The organism is Streptomyces sp. NBC_00503 (genome assembly GCF_036346895.1).
Classification (GTDB): Bacteria; Actinomycetota; Actinomycetes; order Streptomycetales; family Streptomycetaceae; genus Streptomyces.
In genome coordinates, this window is sequence record NZ_CP107856.1 from 81,864 (window position 1) to 96,946 (window position 15,083).

General features: G+C 70.5%; 15 protein-coding genes and 1 pseudogene. 6 read left to right on the top strand and 10 right to left on the bottom strand.

The window, feature by feature from the left end:
• Nucleotides 1-30 precede the first annotated feature (30 nt).
• The 6 genes from OG490_RS37675 to OG490_RS37700 all read right to left on the bottom strand — a co-directional run bounded on the left by OG490_RS37675 (nt 31) and on the right by OG490_RS37700 (nt 4,762).
• Complete coding sequence (locus tag OG490_RS37675) at nt 31-285, bottom strand: acyl carrier protein (RefSeq protein ID WP_330301246.1); 255 nt, start codon at nt 283-285, stop codon at nt 31-33.
• Between the two features lie 125 nt (nt 286-410).
• On the bottom strand, nt 411-1,157 hold the full coding sequence (locus tag OG490_RS37680) for a helix-turn-helix domain-containing protein (protein WP_330301247.1): 747 nt from the start codon (nt 1,155-1,157) through the stop codon (nt 411-413).
• Nucleotides 1,158-1,192: 35 nt separating this feature from the next.
• Nucleotides 1,193-1,945, bottom strand: a complete 753-nt coding sequence (locus OG490_RS37685; RefSeq protein WP_330301248.1) for a thioesterase II family protein — start codon at nt 1,943-1,945, stop codon at nt 1,193-1,195.
• Between the two features lie 36 nt (nt 1,946-1,981).
• The gene (locus OG490_RS37690; protein ID WP_330301249.1) at nt 1,982-2,923 is read right to left on the bottom strand and encodes an ACP S-malonyltransferase; all 942 of its coding nucleotides are present in this window, start codon (nt 2,921-2,923) and stop codon (nt 1,982-1,984) included.
• A 243-nt stretch (nt 2,924-3,166) separates the two neighbouring features.
• Nucleotides 3,167-3,964, bottom strand: a complete 798-nt coding sequence (locus tag OG490_RS37695; RefSeq protein ID WP_330301250.1) for a LuxR family transcriptional regulator — start codon at nt 3,962-3,964, stop codon at nt 3,167-3,169.
• 90 nt (nt 3,965-4,054) lie between these two features.
• A complete protein-coding gene (locus OG490_RS37700) occupies nt 4,055-4,762 on the bottom strand; it encodes a helix-turn-helix transcriptional regulator (RefSeq protein ID WP_330301251.1) in 708 nt (235 codons plus the stop codon).
• 624 nt (nt 4,763-5,386) lie between these two features.
• Between OG490_RS37700 and OG490_RS37705 the strand changes: the two genes are divergently transcribed.
• The 4 genes from OG490_RS37705 (at nt 5,387) to OG490_RS37720 (ending at nt 10,253) form a co-directional block, all read left to right on the top strand.
• The gene (locus OG490_RS37705) at nt 5,387-5,983 is read left to right on the top strand and encodes a 4'-phosphopantetheinyl transferase family protein (protein ID WP_330301252.1); all 597 of its coding nucleotides are present in this window, start codon (nt 5,387-5,389) and stop codon (nt 5,981-5,983) included.
• Nucleotides 5,984-6,056: 73 nt separating this feature from the next.
• Nucleotides 6,057-8,879, top strand: coding sequence for an AMP-binding protein (locus tag OG490_RS37710; protein WP_443066018.1), 2,823 nt, complete (start codon nt 6,057-6,059; stop codon nt 8,877-8,879).
• A gap of 25 nt (nt 8,880-8,904) precedes the next feature.
• Complete coding sequence (locus OG490_RS37715) at nt 8,905-9,849, top strand: NAD-dependent epimerase/dehydratase family protein (protein WP_443066024.1); 945 nt, start codon at nt 8,905-8,907, stop codon at nt 9,847-9,849.
• Nucleotides 9,846-10,253, top strand: coding sequence for a nuclear transport factor 2 family protein (locus OG490_RS37720; protein WP_330301255.1), 408 nt, complete (start codon nt 9,846-9,848; stop codon nt 10,251-10,253). Before OG490_RS37715 ends, OG490_RS37720 begins: the two co-directional genes overlap by 4 nt.
• Before the next feature lie 168 nt (nt 10,254-10,421).
• On the opposite strand, the gene OG490_RS37725 is transcribed toward OG490_RS37720, so the two are convergent.
• The 4 genes and pseudogenes from OG490_RS37725 to OG490_RS37740 all read right to left on the bottom strand — a co-directional run bounded on the left by OG490_RS37725 (nt 10,422) and on the right by OG490_RS37740 (nt 12,559).
• Nucleotides 10,422-10,799, bottom strand: a complete 378-nt coding sequence (locus OG490_RS37725) for a hypothetical protein (RefSeq protein ID WP_330301256.1) — start codon at nt 10,797-10,799, stop codon at nt 10,422-10,424.
• A 114-nt stretch (nt 10,800-10,913) separates the two neighbouring features.
• Nucleotides 10,914-11,166 (bottom strand): annotated as a pseudogene (locus tag OG490_RS37730) (IS3-like element ISRhosp5 family transposase); the annotation flags it as partial.
• 66 nt (nt 11,167-11,232) lie between these two features.
• A complete protein-coding gene (locus OG490_RS37735) occupies nt 11,233-11,577 on the bottom strand; it encodes a nuclear transport factor 2 family protein (protein ID WP_330301257.1) in 345 nt (114 codons plus the stop codon).
• A 559-nt stretch (nt 11,578-12,136) separates the two neighbouring features.
• Nucleotides 12,137-12,559 (bottom strand): MarR family winged helix-turn-helix transcriptional regulator, encoded by a 423-nt coding sequence (locus tag OG490_RS37740; RefSeq protein ID WP_330301502.1) that lies wholly within the window; start codon nt 12,557-12,559, stop codon nt 12,137-12,139.
• A gap of 287 nt (nt 12,560-12,846) precedes the next feature.
• On the opposite strand from OG490_RS37740, the gene OG490_RS37745 reads away from it, so the two are divergent.
• Together OG490_RS37745 and OG490_RS37750 are read left to right on the top strand one after the other, a co-directional pair.
• Nucleotides 12,847-13,221: a cupin domain-containing protein gene (locus OG490_RS37745; RefSeq protein WP_330301258.1), complete on the top strand. Its 375-nt coding sequence runs from the start codon at nt 12,847-12,849 to the stop codon at nt 13,219-13,221.
• Nucleotides 13,222-13,321: 100 nt separating this feature from the next.
• Complete coding sequence (locus OG490_RS37750) at nt 13,322-14,947, top strand: MFS transporter (protein ID WP_330301259.1); 1,626 nt, start codon at nt 13,322-13,324, stop codon at nt 14,945-14,947.
• The last annotated feature ends 136 nt before the right edge of the window (nt 14,948-15,083 follow it).

Sequence of the window (15,083 nt, forward strand, 5' to 3'; positions counted from 1 at the left end):
CAACCTTCCCATCCTCCGCAGCGGGATCGACTACCAGTTGGCCGGCTCCGACACAACCTCGTAGACACCCTTGAGGTTCACCATCCGGGGCAGCTCGCTCTGGTTGATGACGACGCGGAATTCCTTCTCGAGGGCCGCGAGAATCTCGATGGCGCGGAGCGAGTCGGCATTGTGGTCCTCCTTGAAAAGGCTGACCTCGCTGACCTCGTCCTCCTCGATCTCGAGAATGTCGCAGACGATTTCCTTGATGGTTTCGAGACGCTCGTCGCGCGTAGCAGTCGTCACTCTTTTTTCCTCTTTTCGGATTCGCCGCTCAAATCGCGGCAGAGTTACTCGCACTGGAAAGGATGCTGTCGTGGCCGATTCCTCACAACGACGGCTGCAACAACCTGCCACCGTCGCCGGTCCATTCAGCTTCCGACCCGGCCTGCCGGGGAAAGCTCTCCGGTACCTCGCAGCAATGCGTCATTCAAGGACGCGGCGGCGTCCGCAGCAGCGCGGCTCAGTTGCCGGTCGGGGGCCTCGGGCATCCGGGCACCCGAGCCGGTCAGCACCAAGGCCTCGGCCACGGCGCCGGACGCGGCGCGCACCGGTACGGCGTAGGAGACGGCGCGGGGCGCGATCGGATCGGGTCCGTACGCCCAGCACCGGCGACGTACGACGGCCAGTTGGGCCGGCGTGAACCGGGCGTGCCGCAGCCCCTCGTACAGTTCCTCGGGCTCCGCCCAGGCGTAGAGCACCTGGGCACCGGGCCCCGCCGAGGCCGGGCGGGCGGTGCCGACGGCGGCCGGGTCGCAGCCCGCGGCATCGATGCCGTCGAAGGCGTCGACGGAGGAGCCGACGCAGATCTGCAGGGCTCTGCGCCGGCGGTAGAGCCGCGCGGCCAGGCCGGTACGGGCGGCCAGCTCGGCCAGGACGGGGCCGGCCACCTCGGCGAGGCGGTCGTGCCGGACCTCGACGGCCAGCATGCCGAGACGGGGGCCGAGCATGAAGCGGCCCTGGACATCGCGGGTGAGCAGGCCGAGCCGCTCCATGGCGACGGCGATCCGGTGGGTGGTGGGGCGGGACATCCCGCTGTACGCGACCAGCTCTACCAGGCTGGCCGGGCCGCTCTCGAGGATCTCCAAGAGGACCGCCGCCTTGTCCAGGACGCCCACGCCGCACCTCGGCCGCGGCCGCACGGTGGTGGTACTCACCGCTGCGCGGCCAGCCGTGCGCGGATGTCCCCGACAAGTTCGGCCTGCCGGTCCAGGAGGTAGAAGTGGCCGCCGGGCAGGACCCGCAGTGCGAAGCCGCGGGGGGCGAGTTGCGCCCAGGCGGCGACAGCGGGCACGGCGACGTCGGGGTCGCTGTCGCCGACGTACCCGACGACCGGGCAGGGCAGCGGGACGCCGGGGCGCGCCGTGTAGGTGGAGACGGCGGCGAAGTCGGCTCGGAGCGCGGGGAGCACCAGCTCGCGCAGGTCCTCGTCGTCGAGCAGCGCGGAGTCGGTACCGCCGAGCCGCTTGACCTCCTCGACGAGGTCGGCCTCGCTGCCGAAGGCGGCGGTCCGGGGGGTGAGCAGGTGCGGGGGCTTGCGGCCGGAGAGCATCAGCAGCGCGGGAGCCGTGCCGTGCCGCTCCGCCAGGCGCAGGGCGATCTCGTAGCCGATGCTGGCTCCCATGCTGTGGCCGAAGACGGCCAGGGGAACGTCCAGGTACGGCTCGAGCTCGCCGGTGATGGCGGCGGCGAGGTCCTCCAGCACGGTCAGGGGCTCCTCGCCGATCCGCTCCTGGCGGCCCGGGTAGCGTACGGCGAGCACTTCGACGTCGTCGCCGAAGGCGTGCCCCCAGCTGTGGAAGAAGCTGGCCGAACCGCCGGCGTGCGGCAGGCAGAGCAGCCGCAGCCGCGGCGCCTGCGCGCTGGGGTACCTGCGCAGCCAGATGCTGTCGGTGCCAAGTGGCATGGTGGATGGTCTCCTTGTAGGCGTGGCGTGCGGTTCTCAGGCGCCGACGGCAGCCAGGGCCGCCGGGCTGTCCAGGGACACGACCTCGGTGTCGGCGGCGATCCGTCGGATCAGCCCGGCGAGGGTGCGGCCGGGGCCGATCTCGACCAGGCTTCGACAGCCCAGGCGGCCTACGAGGGTGCGCACTGCGGGTTCCCAGAGCACCGGCGAGGTGAGCTGGCGGGTCGCGAGCCCGGGCCAGTCGCAGTCGCCCGTGTGGGACTCGGCGTCGGCGTTGGCGACCACCGGAAGGTGCTCGGGTGCGAAGGCGGTGTCCTTCAGGGCAGCGCGCAGGCTGTCCGCGGCGGGAGCCATGTAGGGGCTGTGGAAGGCGCCGCCCACCTTCAGGCGGATCATCTTGGCGCCGATGGAGGGGGCGTCGGCCTCGATGCGGTCGATGCCCTCGGGGGAGCCGGAGACCACGGTCTGGCCGGGCGCGTTGACATTGGCCACCCAGACGTCGAAGCCGTCCGCGCGTACCCGCTCGGCAAGGCCGCCGACCTCGTCGAGGGGGGCCGCGACCAGGACTCCCATGGTGCCGGGGCGTTCTTCGGCGGCCTGCCGCATGGCCCGGCCCCGGGCGGCCACCAGCGCGGCGGCCGCGCTCAGGGACAGCGCGCCGGCCGCGGTCAGGGCGGCGTACTCGCCGAGGCTGTGTCCGGCGCAGGCGACCACGTCGCCGAGGGCGGCCAGCGTGCCGCGGCGCACCGCTTCGGCGTGGGCGACGGCCGCGACCGTGAACACGGTCAGCTGGGCCAGATCTGTACGCCTGAGGTGCTCGTCGGGTGTGTCGAGCAGCAGTACGGCGAGGTCCTCTCCGGTGACGTCGGAGATTTCCTCTGTGAGTTTCCATGACGGGGTGTCCCGCCACGGTGTGCCCATTCCTTCCCGCTGCGTTCCCTGTCCCGGGAACACCAGACCAATCGGCATTCGATCCATGGATCCGCCTTCCGCGCCGTATTCACCGGGGGCACGGGGATCCGTGGCCGCCGCCTTTCCGCGACGTACGGATCCCCGCGCGCCGGTGGCATGCAGTTCGGGGGGGTCTCCATGCCACCAGGAAGGAGCTCAAGGGCTCGCCGGGAGCCCGAATCCCCTTCCTGGCGTCATACAACTGCGGGCACCTGACGGGCGGCAACCCAGGTTTCAGGAAGCTGCCAGAGGCGTGCGCGGAACGGGCTGTCAGCTGCGCGTTCCGCCAGCCGCGTCGGTCGTCGCGGCCGCGGGCAGCAGTCCCAGTTCGGCTGCGCGTACACCTGCCTGGAAGCGGGACTGGGCGCCGAGCAGGGCCATGATCTCCGCGACGTGACGCCGGTAGGTGCGCACCGAGACGGTCAGTTCGCGGGCGGCCACCTCGTCGGTGACGCCGGCGCGCAGCGCGCCGAGGATCTGCCGGGCCAGCGCCGCGCGGTCCCGGTCGCCGAATACGATGCGTTCGCCGGCGGGCACGGCGTTGCGCCAGATGCTCTCGTAGAGGGTGCCGAGGGTGTGCAGGACTTCCGGCACCCGGATCACCGAGGCCCGCACGCCGGCCGCCGATTCGGCCACCACCAGCGCGGCGGTGCCGTCGACCAGCAGTGCCTGCAGCGGCGGGACCCGGGCCACCCTGATCGCCACCGGGCGCTCCAGCGCCAGCTGTTCCCGGATGAACTCCTCGTCGACCAGGCCCGGCCTGGCCAGCAGGCGGACCGAGACGCCTTCGGCGGCCGAGTAGATCAGGTTCCGTTCGGCCCGGTCGCTGCGCGCGGGCTCTTCCTCGCCGCCCGGTCCGGGCGCCCGGGCGTCCACGATGTCGATCGTCCGCACCGCGCCCCGGATCAGGGTGCCCGCGGCCCGCAGGACCGGCAGGTAGCCGCCGTCGACCGTGGCTATCTGCTGCGACCGGGCACTCCGGTCGCGGTGGATGGCCATCGTCGATTCGATCAGGGCCCGTACTTCCAAGAGTGCCTGTTCCAGTTCGTCTTCAGGCGCGTTGGACACGTCCTTCTCACCATTTCCCCGTTGGTGTTCAAACTGCTGCGCGGTCCGCGTCGAGCCCGGACCGCGCTGCTCCCCGTTCACACTGCCGCATCACTCCGAAAGCAACCCCAGTTCCACCGCCCGCACGCCCGCCTGGAAGCGGGAGTCGGCGCCGAGCTCGCGCATGATCTCGGCGACGTGGCGCCGGTAGGTTCGCAGGGACACGTTGAGATCGCGGGAGGCGGCGTCGTCGGTGTAGCCGTCGCGCAGCCGCTCCAGGATCCGGCCGGTGAGCTCGCCGCGCAGCTTGGGGCTCAGCGCCAGGTGGTCGTCCAGCTTGCGGCCCCGGGACCAGGCTCCGGCGAACAGGAGCTCCAGGGCGCGTACCGCGGCGGGGTCGTTGACCTGCGTCGCGTGACCCTTCGCGTTGCCGGCGGCCGCCTGTACCAGCGCCGCCGCACCGTCGACCACGACCATGTCGCGCAGCTCGCCCTCGGACACCCGGATTTCGAACCGGGCGCCGGGCACCCGGGTGAGGACGGCGAGCGTGCCGTCGGCCACCTGGGGCGCGCACAGCAGCCGTACGACGAGCCCGGATTCCAGTGCGGCCAGGGCCTTGCGGGCGACCTGGTGGAACGCGTCGTTGCCGGTCATCGCGACACAGACCGAGTGGCGGGCTCCGCGCACGAGGTCCTCGAGGGCCTCGCCGAGCACGGCGACGTCCGTGTGCGGAGCGGCGGACCCCTGGGCTGGTCTCTGCTGATAGAAGGAGACGGTGGATTCGATGAGCTCCCGGGCCCTGAGAAGGGTCTGCTCCACATGCGTCGCATGGTCTACGGATGTCTTGTCCTCGACCCCTTCCACGTCGCGTGGATCAATCGCGGCACCGGTCACTGCGTCCCCCTTGACTGACCAGAATCTGCTTGCATCGAAAGTCGGCCGTCCAGCACTTTTCAAGTATTCAACAAATAAACTCTCCGGCGCCATTCGAGCAGATCTCCGAGCTCAGACAGTAGTTTGCTGGCAAAGGCCAGTCAACAAGATCCGAGCGGGCGCAAGACGGTACCCGCATATGTCAACCCGCAATTTTTTCCCGCCATTTCGGGCGATCTTTCCGGCCACTCTGGCAGCAAGCTGCCCCCACACCCCGGAACAAAAACCGCCACTTCCGCTTGCGTCACCGGGTGCGCAGCCGCTCTCACCGTCCGTGTCATCGCTGTCCGGTTCCGGCCAACCCTGCGCCACTCGAGCCCCTCTCCAGCAGCCCTCGAGCCTACGGTGAGTCACGTGACAACAAGCCACACGGGGACCAGCGAACGCACGAGCGCCACACTCTTCGAATCCACCGACGCCGCTGTCTGGTGGTGGACGGTACCGACCGGGCGGTATCGCAGCAGCGACCTGCAAATGCTCGACGACGGCGAACTGACTCGTATTCAGAAAATGAAATCGACGCAGGCGCGGGCGGAGTTCATCACGTGCCGCGCAGCGGTGAAGCGGGTGCTTTCGGGAGTACTGGACGTACCCGCCGCCGAGGTCGCTCTGGGGCGAAACCCCTGCCCCGGCTGCGGCAGTGCGGAGCACGGCCCTCCGGCCGTGCTCCTTCCGGCCACTCCGTGGCGGATCAGCATCGCGCACACCCACGGACTGGGCATGCTCGCCCTCTCGCCCTTCCGGGTGGGCATCGACGTGGAGCAGGTCCGCCCGCTCGACGTCGGTCAGGTGGACGCGCCCGTCCTCACCCGGGCCGAGCGAGAGGCCGTGACGGCCCAGCCCGAAGGCCTCGCCCGCGCCACCGCGTTCCTGCGCTGCTGGACCCGGAAGGAGGCCGTGCTCAAGGCCCTCGGGATCGGCATCACCATCGATCTGACCACGCTGGAGTCCCGGGCCTGGGCCGAAGGCCCTGCCCAAGTCACCACGTCGGCGCTCGGCTCCCCGAGCACCTGGCGGATGGCGACCGTACCGAGCCCGGCGGGCTGGGTGGCCGCCCTCGCGCTGCCCGCCGGCGCGGACCGGCCGCCGTCGGTTCGCCCGCTCTGAGCGCCGACGTCGCTGCGGCCCGCCCGACGCGGGCCTTTGTGACGGGACCACGTCCCGTCCCTGCCCCCCCACCTTGTCCCTCCCCCGGCGTGCACCAAGGCGCGCCCTTCGAGGCCAGGAGACAGAGACCGTGAACCCCTCGAACAACCTGTCCGACCTACTGCTGACCGCCGCCGAGCGGTACCCCGAGTCGGGTCTGCGCCACTGCACGGGCGCGGCCGACGCCGGCGTCCTCGACCAGAGCCACCCCGAACTCCTGGACCGGGCCCGTCGGGTCCTCACGGGGCTGCGGGCCCGGGGGCTGCGACCACAGGACAACATCGTATTGGTCCTGGAGGACTCGAACGAGTTCCTGACCACGTTCTGGGCGGCCGTGCTCGGCGGCTTCGTGCCCTGCCCGGTGGCGCCGCCGGGCGGCGACCTCGAGCGCTGGGCCGACCTGCTCCGCCATGTCCACGGCCTGCTCGGCCGGCCGCTCGTCGTCACCGGCGCCGCCCTCGCCGGGCGCCTCCCCGAGGTCGAGGGCCTGCGGGTGGCGCCGCTGGAGGAGCTGTACGCCGAGCCCGCCGCCGAACTGCACCGGGCGGCCCCCGAGGACACAGCCCTGCTGATGCTGACCTCGGGGTCCACCAGCAGTTCGAAGGCCGTCATGCTGAGCCACGCCAACCTGCTCGCCTCCATGGCCGCCAAGAACGGCCACCACCGGCTGGGCCCCGCCGACACCACGCTGAACTGGGTCTCCTTCGACCATGTGGCGGCGCTCCTGGAGTGCCATCTGCTGCCGCTGTCCACGGGCAGTCGGCAGGTCCACGTCCCGGCGTCGGTGGTGCTCGGCGATCCGCTGGAGTTCCTGCGGCTGATCTCCCGGCACGGCGTGACGATGACGTTCACGCCCAACTTCCTGCTGGGGCTGGTCAACGCGGCCGCGGAGCGGTTCGCCGGATCCGCGGAACCGCTCGACCTCAGCGGCCTGCGGCACATCATCAGCGGTGGCGAAGCCGTGGTGGTGGCCACTGGAGAAACGTTTCTGAAGCGCTGGGCGCCGTACGGCCTGGCCCCGGACGCGCTGTGGCCGGCCTTCGGGATGACCGAGACCTGCGCCGGCAGCGTCTACTCCCGCAAGGCCTTCCCCGAAGCCGACCGCAGCCGCGAGTTCGCGAACCTCGGCACCCCCGTCGAGGGGCTGCGGATGCGCGTCGTGGACGGTGAGGACCGGCCGCTGCCCGACGGGGAGGTCGGCGAGCTGCAGTTGGCCGGTCCCATGGTCACCCCGGGCTACTACGGCGACGCCCGGGCCACCGCCGACGCCTTCACCGCCGACGGCTGGTTCCGCAGCGGCGACCTCGGCCGCATCGACGACGGACGGCTGAGCCTGGCCGGGCGCAGCAAGGACAGTGTCATCGTCAACGGCGTCAACTACTTCAGCCACGACATCGAGGCCACGCTCGAACAGCTCGACGGCGTCTCCCGCAGCTTCGTCGCGGCCTTCCCGACCCGGTCGGCCGGCAGCGACACCGAGCAGCTGGTGATCGCGTTCCGCCCCGAGGTGCCCGATGGCGACGAGGCCGGGCTGTACCGGGTGCTGAACGCCGTCCGCAGCACCGTGGTGATGCACTGGGGCTTCCGTCCCGCCCTGGTGCTGCCGCTGCCCGCCGAGGCCTTCCCGAAGACCAGCCTCGGCAAGATCCAGCGCGCCACGATGCGCGGCCGGTTGGAGGCGGGCGGGTACGAGGCACAGGTGCGGGCCACCGCCGACCTGACGCTGCGCATGCTCGGCGGCTACACCACACCCGAGGGCCCCACCGAGCGGGCGCTCGCGGAGATCTACGGCGAGCTGTTCGACGTCGATCCCGCCACGATCAGCGCCACCGCCAGCTTCTTCGACCTGGGCGGCACCTCGCTCGACATCCTGCGGCTGCGCGGCAACGTGGCGCAGCGCCTGGGCATCTCGGGCCTGGAGGTCGTCACCGTGCTGACCGCGCCGACGGTGCGCGCGCTGGCCGCCCGGCTGACCGATGGCGGCGGGCAGGGCGCCCGCCGGTACGACCCGCTGGTGCCCATGCAGACGGGCGGCTCCAAGACCCCGCTGTTCTGCGTGCACCCCGGCGTCGGCGAGGTCCTCGTCTTCGTCGGCCTCGCCAAGTACTTCGTCGGCGACCGGCCGTTCTACGCGCTGCGGGCCCGTGGCTTCAACACCGGTGAGAAGCCCTTCGTCTCCTTCGAGCAGATGGTCGACTCCTACGTCGAGGCCATCCGGGCCCGGCAGCCGCACGGCCCGTACGCGGTGGCCGGCTATTCGTACGGCGCCGCCGTGGCGTTCGAGATCGCAAAGATCCTGGAATCCGAGGGCGAGCGCGTCGACTTCGTCGGCAGCTTCAACCTGCCGCCGCACATCAAGTACCGCATGGACGAGCTGGACTTCGTGGACACCGCGGCGAACCTGGCGTTCTTCCTGGACCTGATCGACAAGCAGCAGTCGATCGAGCTGCCGGACGCCCTGCGCCACCTGTCGCGGGAGGCGCAGGTGGCCCATTTCATCGAGATCGCCCCCCGGGAGCGGCTCGACGAGCTCGACCTGGACGCCGCGAAGTTCGGCGCGTGGGCCGAACTCGCCGACACGCTGACTGACATGGGGCGCGGCTACGAGCCGAGCGGCACGGTGCGGTCGATGAGCGTCTTCCACGCGGTCCCGCTGCGCGGCACCAAGGAGGAGTGGCTCGAGAACGAGCTGCGCCGCTGGGACGAGCACACCACCGAGCCCAACCGGTACCTGGAGGTGCCGGGCGAGCACTACACCATGATGGGCTCCCGCCACGTGGCGGCGTTCCAGGCGATTCTTCGACGGGAGCTGGACCGCTCGCTGGCCGAGGCCGACGCGACAGCGGCCCGGGGATAAGACGGAAATGACGGGGGACTACACCATGCGGGGAAAGAAGATCCTGATAACCGGCGGGACCGGGCAGGTCGCCCGGCCGGTCGCCGAGGCGCTGGCCGAGCACAACGAGGTCTGGTGCATCGGCCGCTTCGGTACGCCGGGCGTGGAGCGCGAGCTGACCGAACGGGGCATCACCACACGGCAGTGGGACATGAGCGACCCCTCGGAGAACGCGCTGAAGGGCATTCCCGAGGACTTCACCCACGTACTGCACTGCGCGGTGCACCGGGGCGAGGACGGCGACTTCAACGCCACTGCCGAGATCAACTCGGTGGCCACCGGCCGCCTGATGGTCCACGCCCGGACCGCCGAGGCCTTCCTGTTCGTCTCGACGGGCGCTCTGTACACACGCCAGACCCTGGATCACGCGTACACCGAGGACGACCCGGTCGACGCCTGCGCCGCGTGGCTGCCGGCCTACCCGATGGGCAAGCTCGCGACCGAGGGAGCGGTGCGCGCCTTCGCCCGGGTGCTGGGCCTGCCCACGACCATCGCGCGCCTCAACATCGCCTACGGGCCGGGGAGTTACGGCGGCGTGCCCATGCTCTACTTCGAGCGGATGCTGGCCGGGAGTCCGATCCCGGTACCGCTCGAGGGGCAGAACTGGTGTTCGCTCCTGCACACCGAAGACCTGGTCGCGCAGGTCCCGCCGCTGTGGCGGGCCGCGTCGGTACCGGCGACGCTGGTCAACTGGGGCGGTGACCAGTCGGTCGGCATCAGCGACTGCATCCGCCACATCGAGGCGCTGACGGGCGTGGAGGCCGTGCTCGTACCGCAGGAGGTCACCCGGGAGACGTACCGGTTCGACCCCGCGCTGCGCCGCCGGCTGACCGGCCCGTGCCGGGTCGACTGGCGGGACGGAATCGAAAGCACCCTGCGTGCCCTGTACCCGCAGCACATGAGCCGCCGGGAAGGGACGCAGACGACATGACGACCGGCGTCGACGACAATCTGGCCCTGGTCCAGCGCGCCTACCGCGCCTTCCACGAACGCGATGTGGCGGGTCTGCTCGATACGCTGGATCCGCAGGTGGAGTGGGTGCACCCCGACGGCATGGCCGACTACGGCCTGGGCGGCACCAAGCACGGCCACGACGGCGTCAGGGAGTTCCTGTCGCGCGTACCGACCGTCCTGGGCGGGATGCGCCTGGAGCCGCAGGAGTTCGTGGCCGCCGACGACCGGATCGTCGTCTTCGGCGTCCGTCAGGTGACCTCGGTCCGCGGCACAACGGAGACCCTTCCCTTCATCCACTCCTGGACCCTGCGGGACGGGATCGCCGTCCGGATGGAGGACATCTTCGACACGGTGGTCTTTCAGCGGCTGATCGAGAGCTGACGCCCGGGGCGCGGTGCCGGGATCTCTCCCGGCCCGTTTCCCCGGACTTCTCGCCGAACCCGCCGTGCGCCGCGCAGCAGGCGCCTTCCTTTCCCCCTGCGTGCGTACACAGCGTTCTGGCCCCGCGTGGGCGCACGCGGGGCCAGAGCCGGGGTTTTCAGTGGTGTTCTAGCGGGGGAGGGTGCCGAGGAACGTCGTGGCCGAGGTGAGGAAGGTGTTGGACTTCGGGGCGGCGAAGAGGATGTCCAGGTGGGTCATCGATTCGTCGGTGGCGACGTCCACGCGGGGAAAGCGCTCCGGGGAGACGATTTCCCGCACCCCGGATCTGCTTGACGTGTGCTCACCCTGCCCGAACACCTCCTGTCCGACGGCACGCCGCGCGGCGGTGTCTCCCCCGCAGCCCGGTTCGCCGCCGAGGAAGCACTCCCAAAGGCGGCCGCGGTTGCGCAGACCCGGCACGGCGGCCGAACAGGCAGCCGCGCGAGGAGTGCCGACGTGGCACCTTCCGCCCAGCCACGACGCCCGGACCGCCTCCACGGCGGTCATGGCGGAGTCCTGGCTCCGGGGACGCGCTGGCAGTTTGCTGACTCGGGCCTGCGGCAAGGTGGCAGCGGAATCTCCAGTTCAGCGCCCTCGTCGATGAAAGGTTCATCTCGGCCGGGAACAACCGGCCAACCGACGCGAGCACAGGTCGATGACGGTCGCGAGACAGAGGTGCTTCGAGCCGCTGACCGGCAGGTATGTGATGTCGCCGACGTACTTCGTGTTCACCGCGGCCGCGGTGAAGTCACGGCCGATCAGATCCGACGCCTTCGACGCCGACTGGTCCGCGACCGATGGTCCGCATGATCCTGGCGACCTGCTTGTGGTTGGCTACCTGGCCGCCCTCGTCACGGCGCTCGGCGGTGATCCTGGACCATCGAGATCCAAGTGTCTCCGGTGTCCAAAGTCCGGGGTCAAGGCCCGGTCGCGGGACTGTTCAGGCCTGGCCGGTCTCGAAGCGGCGCACGTGGCCGTCGGGTGTGACGTCGAATCGCCATGCGGTGCGCATCTCGCCCCAGGTGTCGTTGCGGAAGTCGACCACCAGCGAACGCCCACCGTCGACCTCGGAATCGACCGCCATGTGACCGCCGGCGGAGAAGATCTCCCTCTCCGTCCACTCAGTGACGTCACGGTCCGAGCCGTCGTCGGACATGGTCACGTCCGGGGTGAGGACATCCCGGAACGCCGTCGGGTCACCAGCGTTGACGGCGGTGACGAAGGCGCGGACAGCGGGGTCGGACAGCTGAGCCGGATCGATCACGACGGCCTCCTGACAGAACATACGGACACGGGCACGGCCGCCAGTACCAGGGCTCCGAATTCGGTTTGTGTCTTCATGTGGAGGACAACGGAGCAATGGATCATGGGATACGCCTGCGAATGACCGGTAGACCGGATGCAGCACACACCCGCCAGCCGGAAACCGCACCACAACACCCGGACACCGTCCCGACAGGCCGAGTCCGCCAGCACTGTCAGCCACCCGCTCGACGAATGAATACGCGGGCTGCCGATTGCGGGTGGCGAGCCCAGCGAGCCGACGGCTCCGCCGAGGAGGCCGTCGAGGCCGGGTCAGGCAGCTGGTCGGTGTCCTCGATGTCGTCGGTAGGGGCTCGTCATGGGGCATCCAGCGGGAACCGCCGTGTCCCACCGCCTGCGCAGCGCACCAGCGGTGTGGCCGCCGCCGCCCCGGTCCACGGAGGGGCGGACCGCCTCCAGGAGTGAGATGTCCCGGGCGTCGCGGCGATCCTGGGGAGAGCCGGTGGTGGGGAGGGCTGAGGCGCGCTCGAGGCCGGCCGTGGAGGTGGTGGCTCCGCGGCCGGCCTTGCGTGGCGCTCAGCTCACCACAGTGGGCGCAGGGGTGGTAGGTCTCCGTCCGTCATGGCCCTGATGAGGGCGGCGAGTTCGGCGCGCGGGACCCTGCGGTTCTGGGCTCCCAGGCGTTCGTCGAGCTCGCTCTCCATGTCGAACAGGACCCGACCGGCGACCGCGAGGTGCTCCAGGGCCTTGTCGGTGAGTACGACGAGCCTGCGGCGCCCGCCCGCCGGGTGGGGGCGCCGCTCCACGTAGCCGCGGGCGGACAGGTCGTCGACGATCTGTCCGGCCGCCTGCTTGGTGACGCCGAGCTGTTCCGCCAGTTCGCTGCTGGTGGCGCCTTCGCCGTAGAGGCTCTGGAACACCAGTCCGTGCACCGGCCGCAGATCGTCGTACCCGGCCGCGTCGAGGCGGGAGACGAAATCGGACAGGACGAGCTGGAAGGACATGCCGAGCAGATAGGTCAGCTCGGCCCTGGCCAGCGGGTCCCCGGTCTGGCGGGGTTCCGCTCCGGGGCTTCCGGTCTCTGCTGTGGACTCCATCCAGCCATGCTCGCACACCTTGGAAAGACGCTTTACTCCCATGATCCACCCCTCGCTCGAGCCGGACTCCAGCGGCGGTCCGCCGCCCGCGGGGACACTCGCGGGGCGGTCCTCTTTCCCGCTTGACACTCGTGACTAAAGCAGCTTTACTTCCGAAGCAAGCAAAGTAAAGCTTCTTTACACAGGAGGTCGCAATGAACGTGGTCAGCGAGAGCGAGCAGCGGACTACCCGTACCCCTTCGGGTGCGATGTTCGGCCTCGCCGCCCCCAGCCAGGGCAGCACGGAGATCAGCACCTGGCGGGTGGAGCTCGGCGCGGACTCTTCGACGCCGGTCCACATCATCGATCGCGAGCAGGTCTGGATGCCGCTGTCGGGCGGGTTCACCGTGACCGTCGACGGCGAGGACGGACAGGTCAAGGCCGGCGAGGCGCTGGCGATCCCCGCGGGCGCGGTTCGTCAGCTCACCGCGGTCGGCGACACCCAGGCGCTCGTCGCCATGGCCGTCGGCGGCAAGGCCAGTGTTCCGGGCAACGAGGGCAACAAGCTGCCGCTCCCCTGGGCCGAGTAGTTCCGACCGGCCCGGCGAGCTGAACCAGGTCCGCGCGCCGCGTCACGGCGCGCGGACCTCGGCAGCGGCCATCAGAAGAAAACTCAACGAAGGACAGGCAATGAATCCCGAAGTCAGCAGCGGGCGCCGCCGGGCGATCCTGGCTCTGCTCGCATCCACGGTGCTGGTCGTGGTCATGGACCTCACGATCATCAACGTCGCGCTCAATCCCATCCAGCAGAGCCTGGACGCGACCAACGGCGAGCTCCAGTGGGCGCTCGACTCGTACCTGATCACCTTCGCGGCGTTCCTCTTCACCGGCGGCGTCTGCGCCGACCGGTTCGGCCGCAAGAAGACCCTGATCACCGGTCTCGTCCTGTTCGGCGTCAGCTCGGTGCTCGGCGCCTACGCGACCGACATCGTCCAGCTCATCGTCTGGCGCGCCGTCATGGGCGTGGGCGCGGCCGTGGTGCCCACGGTCACCCTCGCCATCCTCATGAACGCCTTCCCGCCGGCCGAGCGCCCCAAGGCCATCGCCGGCTGGGCCGCGGCCGCCGGTGTGGCCATGGCGGTCGGTCCGGTACTCGGCGGCGTGCTCCTCGAGTACTTCTGGTGGGGTTCGGTCTTCCTCATCAACGCCCCGATCATCGCCGTCGCCGTCGCCTTGATGATCGCGCTGGTGCCCGAGTCGAAGAACCCGGTCCGCACCGCGTTCGACCCGCTCGGAGTGCTGCTCTCCATCGTCTCCGTCGGCCTGCTGGTCTACGGCATCGTCCTCGCCGGCGAGGACGGCTGGACGAGCGGCGGCGCGCTGGGCGCCATCGCGGGCGGTGTGGTCCTGCTCATCGCGCTGGTCCTCTTCGAGAAGCGGATCGCCGCTCCCTCGCTCGACGTCAGCCTCCTGAAGAACTCGCGCTTCGCGGCGGGCACCGGCGCCATCGCCCTGTGCTTCTTCGCCCTGATCAGCGCGATCTTCATCTCGCAGTTCTACTTCCAGGCCGTCCTCGGCTTCACGCCGATGGAGTCCGGCCTGCTCGTCCTGCCCATGGGCATCGGTTCCGTGGTCGTCTCGGCCCGATGTCCCAAGCTCGTGATGAAGTTCGGCCCCCGCGCCGTGGTCGCCGCCGGCTCCACGGCCATCGCCCTGTACGCCGCGTGCGCGGCCTTCTTCGACGCCGGTACGCCGACCTGGCTGCTGATCGTCGCCCAGTTGCTCCTGGGCATCGGCTGGGGCTCCATCATGGCTCCCGCCACCGCCTCGCTGATGTCCGTTGTTCCCCCGGTCAAGGCGGGCGCGGGCCAGGCGGTCTCGCAGACCGCACGCCAGGTCGCCGGCGCCCTCGGCGTCGCGATCATCGGAAGCCTGCTGGGATCCAGCTACCGCTCCTCGATCGGTGACGCGGTCAACGTCCTGCCGGAGGCCCTGCGCGACGAGGCCGCCGGATCCATTGGCGGCACCGTGCGCGCCGTGCACGCCGCCAAGCTGGGGGACCAGGCCCCGGCCCTGCTGGCCAAGGCCTCCGACGCCTACGTCAGCGGTATGCAGCTGACGCTGTTCGTGGTCGCCGGCGTCGCCCTCGCGGCGGCCCTCGTGGCCCTGCGCTGGCTGCCCAAGACCCCGCCGGCCCCGCCCGGACCCCCGCCGGGCGCGGCCGCGCCGGGTGCCCAGGCACCGGGTGCCCAGGCGCCCGGTGCCCCCGCGGCCGTGCCCGCCCCGGCGAAGGACGAGCCGAGCCTCCGCTCCTGACCCTGCGCGCGCCACGCCGTCACCAGTGCCCGCCGACCCTTCGGGGTCGGCGGGCACTGTCCGTTTCCGCCTCCCACAACCGGAATCCAACTCCCCAAGCGGAATCCAACTCTCCTTCTTTCAAGGCCTGTTGATC

Coding starts and splice junctions, on each gene's coding strand:
- OG490_RS37745 (WP_330301258.1), top strand. CDS start 12,847: ATGAACGTGGTCAGCGAGAGCGAGCAGCGGACTACCCGTACCCCTTCG.
- OG490_RS37740 (WP_330301502.1), bottom strand. CDS start 12,559: ATGTCCTTCCAGCTCGTCCTGTCCGATTTCGTCTCCCGCCTCGACGCG.
- OG490_RS37690 (WP_330301249.1), bottom strand. CDS start 2,923: ATGGATCGAATGCCGATTGGTCTGGTGTTCCCGGGACAGGGAACGCAG.
- OG490_RS37735 (WP_330301257.1), bottom strand. CDS start 11,577: ATGTTCTGTCAGGAGGCCGTCGTGATCGATCCGGCTCAGCTGTCCGAC.
- OG490_RS37725 (WP_330301256.1), bottom strand. CDS start 10,799: ATGACCGCCGTGGAGGCGGTCCGGGCGTCGTGGCTGGGCGGAAGGTGC.
- OG490_RS37720 (WP_330301255.1), top strand. CDS start 9,846: ATGACGACCGGCGTCGACGACAATCTGGCCCTGGTCCAGCGCGCCTAC.
- OG490_RS37685 (WP_330301248.1), bottom strand. CDS start 1,945: ATGCCACTTGGCACCGACAGCATCTGGCTGCGCAGGTACCCCAGCGCG.
- OG490_RS37715 (WP_443066024.1), top strand. CDS start 8,905: ATGCGGGGAAAGAAGATCCTGATAACCGGCGGGACCGGGCAGGTCGCC.
- OG490_RS37750 (WP_330301259.1), top strand. CDS start 13,322: ATGAATCCCGAAGTCAGCAGCGGGCGCCGCCGGGCGATCCTGGCTCTG.
- OG490_RS37705 (WP_330301252.1), top strand. CDS start 5,387: ATGAAATCGACGCAGGCGCGGGCGGAGTTCATCACGTGCCGCGCAGCG.